Origin of the sequence: Pedobacter lusitanus (genome assembly GCF_040026395.1) — a bacterium.
Classification (GTDB): Bacteria; Bacteroidota; Bacteroidia; order Sphingobacteriales; family Sphingobacteriaceae; genus Pedobacter; species Pedobacter lusitanus.
In genome coordinates this window covers 5,458,410-5,472,396 of sequence record NZ_CP157278.1, presented here as the reverse complement: position 1 = coordinate 5,472,396, position 13,987 = coordinate 5,458,410, and the positions used below count along the sequence as shown (strand labels likewise).

The window sequence follows — 13,987 nt, the reverse complement described above, 5'->3', positions numbered from 1 at the left end:
TGCTGAAGATATAATCTTACTGGAATAGATAAATGTCCATCATTTCCTTTACAATACGTTCAAAGACGATTTTTGCCTCACCATAATTACCCGTATTAACCAGGTTATTAAAGTCTTGTATCTGTAACCTGTGTGCATGCCCTTCAATGCTGTTACTATCCAGAACAGCATTGAGTTTTTCACTTATAGCAGGGCTGACAGAATAATACATTTCAACGAGCGGGCCGTTATCATTGTATTTTAACAGATATTCATCCCGGAAATGAGTATTCAGATTTAAACTATCCGGATGAGAATAGCTTTTGCTTATATTTTCAGTATGATGACCAACCGATCTTGGATCAGTTGGAGAACATGTCGGAGGACAAGGCATAGTGAAATCAAACACATCCAGACCATCCCCCCATGAATTTACGGCTTCAAAAACAGGCTTGTTTTTGATAGATATATCTGAGATAGTATCATCATAACCAAAATTAAAATTGATACCCACACATCCTTCGGTATCCAATAAAGAGAGCAGACTTCTGATCCCAATAAATGAACCACGCATTATTTTATTATAATTATGATGAGGGTAGTAAGCACTGAATCGTAAAGTATGATTGTATAAAAGCTCCCAGCTCCTCTCCAGACTTACCCAGGTACCCTTATCAGTCAGATAACCCTTATACTCTACCATAATATTCGGAATAGAGAGATGCATTGAAGTTATATTGCATGGCATCAGCAGCAATACTCTTGATTCAGGATCATCCGCATTTTCAAAACCATACATAAATCTGATTCCGGAAATCTTATCAGAATGCTCAAAAGACTTCAAAATAGTCTCTTTTGAAAGATATACAGCAGTCTTTTCCTCAGGAAATCTCTGCTTAAATCCACTTTTCAAATAATCCGACAGCTCCACACTAATCCTTTGGCCTACATCCTGTGCAGCTCTTTTGGTAGCAATAGTTTGTGTTTGCATAATCTGGTTTGTTAAGGTTTGAGTTGTTTTGTCTATTAAAGCTAAAACAATTATTCCATTGAATAATGGAATCCGATCTACTAAATTCAACTAAAAAACATTCCTGTTTAGTGTACGATGCATTAGAAAATACCGTGCAGACCTGTATGTTAAATTAAATTATGCAATTAATGCGTGCTATTAATGCATGCTATTGATACGGATACTCGCCTTAATCAGCGCCAGCGCTTTAATATGTTTAAGGTGCATATCTTTTGGGGAGTGATTGATATGCTGACTGACTAACCTGACATATTCCACTCCAAGATCAGATTTCTGAATATATCTTACCATAGTGGCATCATCCCCGTCTATATTTACAGAAAGCAGATACATTTCACCATAGAAAATCCCATCTTCAATATTCCTTACTTTTTTATAAATAGCGATATCTCCGCTTTTCAACAAAGGATACATACTATCCCCTTTGATATGCAGAGCACCATCACTTTTAGGAAGGCCAGGTATAGTGATATAATCTATTATACTTCCATGCCCTTCAAATAGATCAACCAGACTTAACTGTGCACTACTATCATACAGTGGTACCCCCTCATCCTTTCTATGCTCTGTTTGAATGACCGGCTGTCCCGCAACAGGTTTTAAAGTTTCTGTTTGAATGACCCTCATCGGGCCCGAGTTATTAAACATCCACTCCAGACTTATTTCGAGTTCATTACACAATCTGACTATGAAATCTACCTTTGGAATAATTTTACTCCGGTAATTCCTGATATTGGTTTCACTCGTTCCCATTTTAGAAGCGAACCTCGAGTTATTATCATCAAAAAATTCTACTGCGATATCGTTTACTTTTTTGATTATATCCATTTCAATTCAGGTAATTTATGCCAATTGGCAAATGTAGATAAATATGCAAACAGATAGCAACAGATATCTTGAAATACAACTACCTTCTTTTCAACTCCTAACCTTAAAAAATCAGCTTCTTTTAATTTTTAAATCAAATTGCACAAATTTAACCCAGATATTATTCTAATAATCTACCTTTGCACGCGCTAAAACAGCGTATATCAACAAGAATATCAATCTTAATACAGCTGTAAAATCTCCCCGGATCATTTTATAAATGATTGAACGGAGAATTGCCTACAGAAAAAATATTATAAAACAACATTTCCCTTTCGCAATGAGTAAGTTTCTATATGGAATTGATTTTGGAACAACCAATTCTGCTCTTTCTATTTATGATGAAGAAAAAAATGAAATCATCAGTACAATTACAGTCCCTTCCCTGTTGTATTTTCAACAGGAACAAAGTGCAACACAGCCATTAAACTATGTAGTAGGTGAAAACGCCATTGATGCTTACCTGAGTGATGGTATGAAAGGCCGGTTTATCAAATCCATCAAGCAAATCTTATCAAGAAGCAGCTTTATAGAAACACGGATACATAACAAAAGATACAATGCATCAGATCTTGTCGCATTAATTCTTAAGGATCTGAAGACCAAAGCAGATGAAATTATTGGATACGATTGTCAGAAAGCAGTTATCGGAAGACCTGTATTTTTTGATGATGACAGTACATCAAAAGATACACTTGCGCAAACCCGTTTAAGTAAAGCAGCAGAAAATGCAGGCTTTAATGAAGTACGTTTCCAGTTTGAACCTATCGGAGCTGCATTTGCCTACGAGAAGACTATCAAAAAGAAGGAAAAGGTACTTGTAGCCGATTTAGGTGGAGGTACAACAGATTTCACTTACCTGATTCTCGACCCGGATAATGTAGGCAATAAAGACAGAAGAAATGATATGATTGCTTCCGGTGGTATTTATATTGGCGGTGACAGTTTTGATTCAGCATTTATGTGGGATAAAGGGACACCTTACTTTGGTAAAAACACTTTATATGAAGCCACTCCAGGCAAAATCCTGACCGTTCCGATGTCACTTTTTGCCAATATCTGTACCTGGGACAAAATGAACTTTTTCAACGGACTCAGAATACAGAAAGACTTACAGGATTATTATCATTATTCTAAAAAAGACCGCAAATTTAAAAACCTGATCACCCTTATTGAAAACAACCTGGGTTATTCCGTATTCCGTTCTATAGAAAAAACAAAGATCACCCTGTCAGATGAGCCGGTATCTCAGTTTAGCTATTCCAATATGGAAATAGAGATCGATGAAGAAGTTTCTAAAGAACAATATGCTGCTGTAATCGAAAAAGATATTAATAAAATCAGTGTCTATCTGGATGAGTTCATGCTGAAAAACAACATTAAAGCAGAAGAGATCGACAGTTTGTTTCTAACTGGTGGAAGCTCACTGGTTGGAGGTGTACAAAACCTGTTCAGAAATAAATTCCCTCACATCCCGGTAAACTCAGGAGACAACTTTACCAGCGTTGCAAAAGGACTGGCTTATAGCGGTTATTTGTTTGATGCCGACTAAGCTGAGCTGGAATTCGAACACAAGAAGCCAAGTAATAATCCTGTATAATAAACTGAGCTGATTTTCATTAAAACTGCCTATGATACTTATCATAGGCAGTTTTTGTTTTATACAACAAAAATACCCGGGTTTTTCTTCTTCAGCATACCGGAATAAAAACAGCACATCTAAATCAAATCCCCTGTTCTTTGTAACGATATCTAAAACGTATTACACTGATAAACAGAATACAAACATTTTACATTCTACTAAAATGAACAGAAAATGAACGGGAACAACCTTTATTGTTTTTCATTGGTTTGCCTAATTTCATATAGCAAAACAAGCATTTATGAAAACAACAGCTAACAAAAAGTTACAAGCCTTCCGTGTCGGCAGATGGCTTCCATCCGATCAGACTATCCTGGAAAAATGGTTAAATGATTTAATTGCTGAAGTCGAAAAGGATAAACATCCTTTGCTCCCTGTAATTGAAGAATTTAAGGAATTAATAGAAGATGATCCGGAAATCTTTATGTGGTTCCATCTCATGTTCGAGGAGGTTCCGCGCAAACCGCCTTTTAATAACAATCCCGCCGGACAACCACAGGTCAGAAACTATCATTTGATGTTAAGGCTGATCAACAGAATAATGACCAAAGCCCCGGAATTCAATGAAACAGGATTGGTCGGTTTTCCTATTAACGCTATTCTGGACTGGTCTATGGGTACTACCGCCGGTTATGCCGCTTTTTTAAATGAAAAAGTCAACTGGCAATTAAAGAGAATCCTGACCGAATGGTCAATTTTTCTGTGCTCCAATGATTCAAAGTATGTATTGAATGAAGATCCTAAAACAGGATGGTTTGGTGCAGATGCTAAAAAAGCAATGCCCGATTTTGATAAAGAATTTAAATGCGACCCCTCCCTGCCCTATCACGGATTTAAATCCTGGGATGACTTCTTTACCAGAGAATTCAGAGACGGCCAGCGGCCTCTGGCAGATCCGGATAATGATGCCGTTATAGCAAATGCATGTGAATCTGCGCCCTACAGAATCGCCCATCAGGTAAAACAGCATGACAAATTCTGGATTAAAGCACAACCATATTCCCTGGAACATATGATGGCCAATGACCCACTGCTGGAAAATTTTATCGGAGGAACAGTTTATCAGGCTTTTTTAAGCGCTTTAAGTTATCATCGCTGGCATAGCCCTGTAAGCGGGAAAATTGTAAAAGCCTATGTACAGGATGGTACTTATTATGCCGAGGCATTGTCAGAAGGCTATGATCCTGCCGGTCCGAATGACTCACAAGGCTACATCACTGAACTTGCCACAAGAGCGCTGATATTTATAGAGGCCGATAATCCTGCGATCGGGCTGATGTGTGTCATGCCAGTTGGAATGGCCGAGGTTTCTTCCTGTCAGATTACAGTTTATGAAGGTCAGCATGTCAAAAAAGGAGAACAACTAGGGATGTTCCATTTTGGAGGTTCTACTCATTGCCTATTCTTTGGACCACAGGTCAAACTGGTATTTGATATGCATGGACAGACTCCGGGGCTTGATTCCAGCAATATTCCATTAAAATCAAAAATCGCAACTGTGATAACCTAGAAAAAAAATCAGATCAAGACCTAATCACAAAAAAGAAACACCTTGGATTAATTCATTTTATCAAGGTGTTTTTTTGCTTAAAGAGTTCATATTGTTCTGATGATTATTTTCAATTCGACACAAGTATAATTTTGCCTCTGGAAATTTTGCAAAAAACATCAACATAACTTCAATCACATTGTTTATGGTTAATGGATGTGATACTTGATTCTAATATATATAGAGATGATATTCTACTTAGATCGAAATATTTTGATCTTCTGAATGATTATTTAATCAAAACAAATTCCTCAATAGTCCTCCCACAAATAGTACTTGATGAAACTAAAGAGCTGTATTTAAGAGCACTTCAACAACGACAATCTAAAATTCGTACTAACATAAATGAATTAAATTTAGCATTAATAGATAAAACAATACATAATTCACCACCTACGATTGATATTAATTTAGAGGTTGAAAAATATGAGCTTTATATCAAGCGGCGTCTTAATATTAAAAAGGAAAAAGTCATTCCCATTAATAATGATTTTCTTCCTGAGATTATTAAAAGGTGTATCAAGAGACAGAAGCCGGCAGGAGAAAAATACGAAGCTAGAGATACATTAATTTGGCTAACTATTAAACAATACTGTGAAAATACTCATCAAAAACAAGTTACTTTAATTAGTAAAAACCATAGTGATTTTGCTGGATCAGATAAGAAAACATTAGAGAGATCTCTAATAGCCGAATGTGATTTATTACAAATCAGAATAAATTATTTTCAATCTGTCGAAGAATTTATTGCTGCACACGCAACTGAAATTAGTTTTATAAATGAAGATTGGCTTGCAGAAAATCTAGATTTCGAAGTCTTAAAAACAGATGTATTTGATTCCCTGAATAACAGTAATAAAAAAACTGTTTATTCTTATTTCACACAAAAAACAAAGAACAAACAATTAATCTTCAAACCATTATTAATTCAACCCTATGATGATGATTTTTTCATATATGAAATGATCGACAATAGCATTATTGTCAATGCCATTATTAAAGCAGAATTAAAAATTGAATTTAAATATATCCCCGAGGATTCTTGTAAAACCATAGAGCATTTTAATTGCTATAGCCAAAACAAAGATCAAATAATTACGATTGAATATTTATACGTTGCATTGCATATCATAATCACTGTAAAGAACAGAAAAACATTTAAGCAAGAATTGAGTAGTCTACAAATAATTAATTAATCTTCATAACCAATTATAATTTCACAAAAGAATAATCAATGCTTTTACCATTTCCTGAAATAGTTGCTTTCAGATCTTTGCCGGATACCTGATATACAATTTTTTTAGGGAAATCATGTTCCGCATTCTCGCAGACAAAACCAGTTGAAGTAATTGAGCTCAGCTTAAAATAAACAAGACCTTTATTTTCTTTGACATCGGCGACATAAAAAATCTGATCATCTTTCACGAGCAAGCTGAGCTTTTCAACAAAAGTCGTGTCATTTCCTTTAATCACTACCCCCTGCCCTTTAAACCGGGAAGCAGACTCTTTCACCCAGCTTTCTGTAGCTGTCTGGCCAGGTTTAACATTAGTACGCTTCCATTTCCCGATCAGCCATTCCAGTTTTTTCAGCGTAGGTTTTGCTCCCGTCTGTTTGTTGCCCCCGTTCTGTGCTTGTCCGTAAACACTGGTACTGATTATAAAAATCAGAGCCGTAGAAAATAGTCTTAGGTTCTTCATTGTCCTTTTTTATTAAAGATAACAGCTATTTAAGCAAAATCATATCTGAAATATTCCTGAATCAAAATCTCTTAATCTCTAATTCGGCTTTATCATGCATTAAAAACCAATAATTCAATTTTACATTAAAACAAGAACAAATAACACGTATTTTATTTTTCTACAATAAATATGTTTTTCATTACATTTATTAAAAGTTTATTAAATTAAACAATAACAACATTTATCAAAAATCTAACCTATCAAAACATAAACTATGAAAAACACAAAAATTGCAGGAATCACGCTGGCCCTAAGCAGCCTTTTTTTACTGACAAATTGTAAAAAACAGGCCGAAAGTCCGCTTTTACAGAATGATTTAAAAACTTCAGGTACTCAGACCAATGCCGTAAACACCTTAGCCTTATTATTTAACGGAGATGCCTCCAATGGCAGCAGCAATGTCTGGAAAGACATCAATGTGGAACAAACCGGAACTGTTACGACAGTCAATGACGAAACAGGAACACTATGCTGGAGTTTCAATAAACCAATTGGAAGCCATCGTGCAGAAGGGCATGGGGCAAAGAATTTCCAGGCTGTTGAAGGATCAGATATTTATATCGGATGGACCAGCAAATTATACATTCCGCTCACTTTAAAAACTGAAGCTGTATTTCAGTGGAAAGCCTATCCTACTTCTAAAGCAAAAGCGAATCACCCGCTGATGCTGCGCACAAATAATGGCAGATTAGAATTACAGCATTTTGATGAAAATCATACCGCTACAGTTCCATGGTCAATTGCGCTAACTTCCGGTACCTGGCAACAATTTGTTGTCCGCATGAAAGTATCAGAAGATGACACAGTTGGTTTTATAGAATTCTGGTATAATGGAGTTCAGCAAACCTTTACCAATGGCAGTAAAAGACTAAAATGCAGAACATTGGATAGCGACTACTGCGATCCGAAATGGGGTGTATATGGTGGCGACTCTTCAAAGGTAACTCACGTGGTAAAGAAAATACGCATTGCCTCAACCTATGCTGACGCAGCTCAGTAATAACTGTATTCATCAGGAAAATAAAACTACCAGTTTAACCCGGCCTGCTAATAATTAGCAGGCTTTTTTTTTGATCTGATACCACACGTTAAAAAAGCCTTAATAGTTATTATCCAGAATCTTTTGCAACACAGCCTGTGACTGGCTTAGTTTTTTACTTTTAATGGCTTTAAATAATTGCTCATGCAAATGATGATTCATAGCAAAACGGCTGATTCCCTGTTTCTCTCTGGCACTAAAGAAATTACGCATGATCAGCGTAAAACTATAATATAAATCGGATAATACCGGATTGGCAGAAGCCCTGGCAATAGCCGTATGAAAAGCAATATCTGCATCAGCACAAGACTGGGCATCTTCGGCCTGAATAGCTGTTTTACGATTCTCCAGGCATTGTTCAATCTCTAAAAGCTGTTCATCTGTACGATTTTGCGTAGCGAGCTTTACAAGCTCCTTTTCCAGTAATCTTCTGACTGCGTTGACATCATCAAAATCGGCCCGTCTTAACCGCTGTTCAATACTGACCTCCTGAAAACTATTATTGACAAAAGTACCAGATCCCTGCTGTACTTTCAAAATTCCTGAAATTGCAAGCGTTTTAATGGCTTCCCTGATACTTGACCGGCCAACACTGTATAATTTCATCAGCTCAGGTTCAGATGGAATCTTCTCCCCTGCTTTATATTTTCCCTGAGAGATATCTTCCTTAATCAGATTGATGACCTTTTCGTAAAGTTTGATGGAGTTGCTCAAAATAATTGCTTTGCAACAAACATACGATGTTTATTTTAAACATCATAAAAACAGACCTAAATATTAATAGTTTTTAGTTTGTCTGCAACAAGATATAGCCATTAATTCAAGTTTACCACTGCAAAATGATCATTGACCACAAACATATGATGTTAAATCAAACATATGATGTTTTATTATGAATTTTCAAATATGCATTCTATATTTGCCTTATATTAATCTAAAAAGATATGACAACTACAAGACGCGGATTCATTTCCACAGCATCTTTATCAACTTTCGGTTTGGTAACAGCAGCAACAAGCTTAGATTTATTAATTCCCAAAAAGGCTGAGGCAGCAGTAAAATCAACAGTAAAAAATGGCTATGAAGGCCCACAAGCAGAATTGGAAGATTTCGTATACGACATTGAAAACGGCAGTAAAGGTTGGGTTGGCCCTGGTGGTACAGCTAAGGAAGCCACCGTCGAAGAATTTCCGGTATCCCAAAGTATTGCAGGAGTAATTATGCGGTTAAATCCAGGCAGTTTCCGTGAATTACACTGGCACTCTATCGCAGCAGAATGGGCCTATGTTTTGGAAGGAAGTGTACGTACAACCGTTGTTGCTCCGGATGGAACTACAGCAACAGATGATTTCGAAAAAGGTGATATCTGGTATTTCCCAAAAGGCCACGGACATTGCCTGCAGTGTATAGGTAATAAATCATGCCTGTTCTTATTGGTCTTTGACAATGGTCACTTTTCTGAATTTGGAACGTTCAGTTCAACAGACTGGATAAATCATCTCTCTCCTGAGATACTGGCACGCAATTCCGGATTACCGGCAAGTGCATTTGCATCTTCCCCTCATAAAGAGCTTTATATTGGTACAGGTAAAATAGCCACAGCCACAAAACCACAAAACATAGATCCAAATATACCACCGAGTTACGCTGCCCATAAATTCCGCATGGAGACCGATGGTGTTTATCAAAAATACCATGGCGGTTCTACCAGAAAAGTATCTGTTCAGGAATTCCCTATTCAAAAGACATTAACTGCTTTAAGGATGGACATTGAACCGGGAGCAATCCGTGAATTGCATTGGCACCCCAATGCTGACGAATGGCAATATGTTATGAGCGGACAGGGAAATCTGAGTATTTTTGGTTCACATGGACGGGTAAAAACAATGCCCTACAAAAAGGGTATGGTTTCGTTTATCAAACAAGGTTTTGGCCACTATATAGAAAACACCGGTACTGAAACCCTCAAATTGATTATTGTTTTCAACTCTGACGAATATCAGGATATATCACTCAATGACTGGCTGGCATCTAACCCGGCACAACTGGTAGAGGATCACTTCGGCATTACCCCGGCACAAACAGCTGTACTGGCAAATCATAAAAAAGGAATCTTTTAATCAACCTCATAAAAAAGCCCCCGATCTGCATGCAGGCAGACCAGGGGCTCGAATCAATAAACCAAACTATCAATAAGCCCCAACTTCTGATAGGGCAGCAAATGGCTGTCCATCATAAGAAGATTTGGCAATTATTTTATAATAACGGAAGTTTTGCGGTGATGGCAGATTAATATACTGCGCACCATTAACATTAGCCAGCACATAAGATCCCGCAGAAACAAACGAAGATCCATCAGTGCTATATAAGATCTCAAGATCTTTCACAGCTCTTTGTAAACCATTTCTCTGTGTAATACTAATACCCGTTACCTGTTTAGCAGCCGCCATATCAATAGTAAAAGAGTGCGGATAAGCAGCTGTTGTACCAGAATATTGTGAATGCCAGTAAGTATTGATTACTCCATCAATCAGGTTGGCAGATTTACCATCCTCCTGTGAAGTCTCCTGCGAGCTTACATTGATTACACTCCATCCTGTTTTACTGAATTCATCTCTGCTGCTGAAATTCAATACCGGAATATTATTTACAAATTCATAGTTATAAATTGTTTCAGTGACATTTCCATTATCATGAACCAGTTTTACTTTCAGCTCATAAGGATTACCGTCTTTATATTTAAGCTCGGAAATCGGCATTTCAACATAAAAACTATCCAGTCCGATCGCCTTGGATTCCCAGGTAGTTGCATTATAATCTTTATTGACGCCTGTACCTTCATTGTTGACATTCGGGTCATTATAATAAACCACACTGTTAACCTTTACATCAGAAGTAAATCTGCCTGAAACCACAATTGCAGCTTTGCCAGCGTCGTATTTCGCATGAATCTTACTAATTGATGCTTTAACAGCTCCATAACGGGGCTTATCATCTTTATTAAAGATCTGGTTTACATTTAAAATAGCAGCATCTGTAGCTGTTAAAAAAGTTTTAGAGATTCCCAGTGTACCATTACCAGCCCACATCAGCGCCATACCCAGCGTTGCATTTTCTGATACTTTCTGGCAGTTATGCGGCAAATTAAGACCATGTCCTAATTCATGCATCATTCCACCAAACCAAACGCTGAAACGTTTGCCGTCAGCATCAGTTTTTCCCAGGTTTTTAATATCCAGCCCTTCATAATCCAGTGCATAACACCATTTTCCTGTTCCATAAAATGGTCCGCCACTTGGTGTTCCATCCGCTTTAAATTCATAACGTGGTATAATAACCAGAGTATGTGCACTTGTATTTTCTGTCGGATGTGCGGTAAAATATGCATTGATCTCTTGTGAAACCGCACCACTTCCACCAGAATACGGATAACCGCTTTTTGGTTTAGTACCTCTGATTACAATAATTTTCACCCCTTTTGTCAGGCTTGTAAATAAGCCAAAAGTTTTATCTGCATAACCGTTGCGGGTCATTTCATCTTTATAGAATTTTTGTCCCCAAAGCATCAGATCACTTAAACGTTTCTGATAACCCGGTAAAGTATCCAGATCATTCGGTATAAAATAGACAAGATTAAGGTTATGGATATGATCGCTGCTATATCCATCAGCAGTAGTTACTGAGTCGGCTTTCGCACTGCCACCACCTGGTCCTGCGGTGTCCGTGACTTTCTTACAAGCCATAAAGCTGATTAGTACCGGAATTAATAGTAATAGTTTTGTTTTCATAAGTAAAATGGTTAGGTGTATGATAGCTTACTAAAGCACAACACTTTAGTTAACTGTAATCTATAGATAACTATAAAAAACATGCATCATAAATGATACACAAACGTTTGTTCTACGGAAAAAACATTGTTGCATTTCCTCCTCTTTTTCCATCAAAACGTCCTAATAAACAATATAATCCACGGTATTAATAGAAATTTCAAAACGGAAACCATCAAAACCAGCCTGAAAACTAATGATCATCCGGGCTGTTATCATTTGATAAAAGATAACTACAGCTCAAATGACCATATCAAACGTTTGCGCAAAATTTTATGCCGCATGGCTGTTGATTGGAATTCCTGTTCAGACCAGTACCATAATTGCCCATAAAGAAGCTACAGAAATAGCTACCCATAATAAAACTCCCTGAGCAAAAGGTTTGATCCCAACAGCGCCGATAACCTGAAATGATAACCCGCTCCCGATCAGAAACAGTGTTAAAGTCAATCCCACCTTAGCCAGAGAAACCAGATAAGGTGCCAAAGTTTTCACACCCGGCAGATAGGTATTTGCCAGCATTGCCAGAATAAACAAGCCGATAAAGTAAGGGATTTTAATCTTTTTCTGATCAGTTTTAAAAAGAAAAGCAGTACCAAGCGCTACAGGAATAATCCATAATGCACGCGCCAGTTTAACCGTCGTAGCGATTTGTAACGCCTGTTCCCCGTATTTACTGGCTGCTCCTACTACAGAACTGGTATCATGAATAGCTATTGCACACCATATTCCAAACTGGTTCTGTGTTAAATTCAGCATATGGCCAATACCGGGAAATATAAATAAGGCTGCAGAATTCAGTATAAATACAATTCCAAGCGCAGCTGAGATCTCCTTTTCCCCGGCTTTCATGACCGGAGATAGCGCAGCAATAGCACTTCCTCCGCATATTGCTGTGCCTGAAGAAATCAGGAAGGAGGTTTTACGTTCTGTTTTAAATAGTTTACCCAGAATAAAACCCAGTATAAGCACACCAAATATAGAAGCTACCGTGAATAAAAAGCCTTCCCTGCCTGCTGCCAGCGCAGATGAAAGATTCATCCCAAAACCCAGTCCGACTACCGCTAATTTCAACAGCCAGTTAGTAGCCCGATGATTCAGGTGCAGAAATGGATGTTCCATAATCTGGGCAACGATCAGCCCCAGCAGTAAAGCCAGCGGTGGAGACATGAATGGTAGCAGACAGCATAATGCTGCAAGAATAAATATAATTTTACGGGTGGTTAGACTCATTTGCATAATCTTTGTGTTTTGTGCAGCAAAGATGTCCCAAATAGCCAGACAGGTCAAATTGATAAAACTAATCCCCCATTACTTCAGGTTATGAGCCAATTGTGCATGGCGAAGAAAAACTTCTGACAAACCATCCGGTTTACCATGAAGCTGAATGAAATAAAAATAGCGTTCTATGTTTAATCCGGCTACGTCAATGATCCTTAATGTTCCACGCTGCAGCTCATCTGTTAAGGCATGAACAGAAATAAAAGCCAGACAATGAGAGTGCATCAGATATGATTTGATACTTTCGGTACTGCCCAGCTGAATTTCCACCTTAAGATCAGCAACCCTCATCCCTATCTCTTTTAAAGCATAATCAATGACTTCAAGCGTTCCTGATCCCTGCTCCCGCATTACAAAAGAACTTTCCAGAATTGATTCTTTACTCAGTTCAGATTTTCTGGCCAGCGGATGATCTTTGCCACAAACCAGTACGATTTCATCCCTGATAAACTCGGTATAACTGATTTCCTGATGTTTAGATCTTCCTTCTATGATCCCCAGCTGAATTTCCTTTTCCAGTAAAGCTCTTTCTATCTGTTCAGTATTGCCATTGATCAGTCTGATCTCTATAGCTTTAAACTTCTTCCTGAATCCGGCAAGTATTGGTGCTATAATATATTGAGAAACTGTGGTACTGGCACCGAGATACAAAATCCCCTCTTTTTTATGAACCAGCGCGTTCATATCAAAATCAATATTCCTGTAAACATCAAACAAGGCTTCTGTATGGCTTAGTAACAGTTCTCCTGCAGCGGTCAGTTGTATTTTATTGCCTTTACGCTCAAACAATTTATTATCATATTGCTGTTCCAGTTCATTGATATGTTTGGTAACAGCAGGCTGCGTAATAAATAATGCGGCCGCAGCTTTGGTAAAACTGAGCCTTCTGGCAACGGTATAAAAAACCTCTAAACGAAAGTCTGACATAGACTGCCAAGGTCTTAATAAAACAGCAATAAACGAAATAACCAGGCCATCCAAATTATAATGCTGGCGGACAATATATTTATCTAACAAAATTTTCCGCTAC

Annotated in this window: 12 protein-coding genes; 5 read left to right on the top strand and 7 right to left on the bottom strand. The window is 37.6% G+C overall.

Annotation, left to right across the window (positions count from 1 at the left end):
* Window positions 1–16: 16 nt before the first annotated feature.
* Together PL_RS23500 and PL_RS23495 are read right to left on the bottom strand one after the other, a co-directional pair.
* Window positions 17–970, bottom strand: coding sequence for a hypothetical protein (locus PL_RS23500; protein ID WP_152620380.1), 954 nt, complete (start codon window positions 968–970; stop codon window positions 17–19).
* 180 nt (window positions 971–1,150) lie between these two features.
* Window positions 1,151–1,840 (bottom strand): S24 family peptidase, encoded by a 690-nt coding sequence (locus tag PL_RS23495; protein ID WP_041885617.1) that lies wholly within the window; start codon window positions 1,838–1,840, stop codon window positions 1,151–1,153.
* 319 nt (window positions 1,841–2,159) lie between these two features.
* On the opposite strand from PL_RS23495, the gene PL_RS23490 reads away from it, so the two are divergent.
* The 3 genes from PL_RS23490 to PL_RS23480 all read left to right on the top strand — a co-directional run bounded on the left by PL_RS23490 (window position 2,160) and on the right by PL_RS23480 (window position 6,266).
* Window positions 2,160–3,431, top strand: a complete 1,272-nt coding sequence (locus tag PL_RS23490) for an Hsp70 family protein (RefSeq protein ID WP_041885682.1) — start codon at window positions 2,160–2,162, stop codon at window positions 3,429–3,431.
* A 331-nt stretch (window positions 3,432–3,762) separates the two neighbouring features.
* Window positions 3,763–5,031, top strand: a complete 1,269-nt coding sequence (locus PL_RS23485) for a phosphatidylserine decarboxylase family protein (protein WP_041885616.1) — start codon at window positions 3,763–3,765, stop codon at window positions 5,029–5,031.
* Between the two features lie 191 nt (window positions 5,032–5,222).
* A complete protein-coding gene (locus PL_RS23480; protein ID WP_041885615.1) occupies window positions 5,223–6,266 on the top strand; it encodes a PIN domain-containing protein in 1,044 nt (347 codons plus the stop codon).
* A gap of 13 nt (window positions 6,267–6,279) precedes the next feature.
* Here the strand turns inward: PL_RS23480 and PL_RS23475 are convergent, their stop codons facing one another.
* Window positions 6,280–6,768, bottom strand: coding sequence for a DUF6265 family protein (locus PL_RS23475; RefSeq protein ID WP_052496538.1), 489 nt, complete (start codon window positions 6,766–6,768; stop codon window positions 6,280–6,282).
* Between the two features lie 256 nt (window positions 6,769–7,024).
* On the opposite strand from PL_RS23475, the gene PL_RS23470 reads away from it, so the two are divergent.
* Window positions 7,025–7,810 (top strand): heparin lyase I family protein, encoded by a 786-nt coding sequence (locus PL_RS23470; RefSeq protein ID WP_041885614.1) that lies wholly within the window; start codon window positions 7,025–7,027, stop codon window positions 7,808–7,810.
* A gap of 99 nt (window positions 7,811–7,909) precedes the next feature.
* Here the strand turns inward: PL_RS23470 and PL_RS23465 are convergent, their stop codons facing one another.
* On the bottom strand, window positions 7,910–8,563 hold the full coding sequence (locus PL_RS23465; RefSeq protein ID WP_052496537.1) for a FadR/GntR family transcriptional regulator: 654 nt from the start codon (window positions 8,561–8,563) through the stop codon (window positions 7,910–7,912).
* Window positions 8,564–8,793: 230 nt separating this feature from the next.
* On the opposite strand from PL_RS23465, the gene PL_RS23460 reads away from it, so the two are divergent.
* Window positions 8,794–9,969, top strand: coding sequence for a cupin domain-containing protein (locus PL_RS23460; protein WP_052496536.1), 1,176 nt, complete (start codon window positions 8,794–8,796; stop codon window positions 9,967–9,969).
* Between the two features lie 69 nt (window positions 9,970–10,038).
* Here PL_RS23460 and PL_RS23455 read toward each other — a convergent pair whose 3' ends face one another.
* The 3 genes from PL_RS23455 to PL_RS23445 all read right to left on the bottom strand — a co-directional run bounded on the left by PL_RS23455 (window position 10,039) and on the right by PL_RS23445 (window position 13,884).
* Window positions 10,039–11,637, bottom strand: a complete 1,599-nt coding sequence (locus PL_RS23455) for a discoidin domain-containing protein (protein ID WP_041885610.1) — start codon at window positions 11,635–11,637, stop codon at window positions 10,039–10,041.
* A gap of 345 nt (window positions 11,638–11,982) precedes the next feature.
* The gene (locus tag PL_RS23450; RefSeq protein WP_052496535.1) at window positions 11,983–12,915 is read right to left on the bottom strand and encodes a YeiH family protein; all 933 of its coding nucleotides are present in this window, start codon (window positions 12,913–12,915) and stop codon (window positions 11,983–11,985) included.
* 72 nt (window positions 12,916–12,987) lie between these two features.
* Window positions 12,988–13,884, bottom strand: a complete 897-nt coding sequence (locus PL_RS23445; RefSeq protein WP_041885674.1) for a LysR family transcriptional regulator — start codon at window positions 13,882–13,884, stop codon at window positions 12,988–12,990.
* Between the last annotated feature and the right edge of the window lie 103 nt (window positions 13,885–13,987).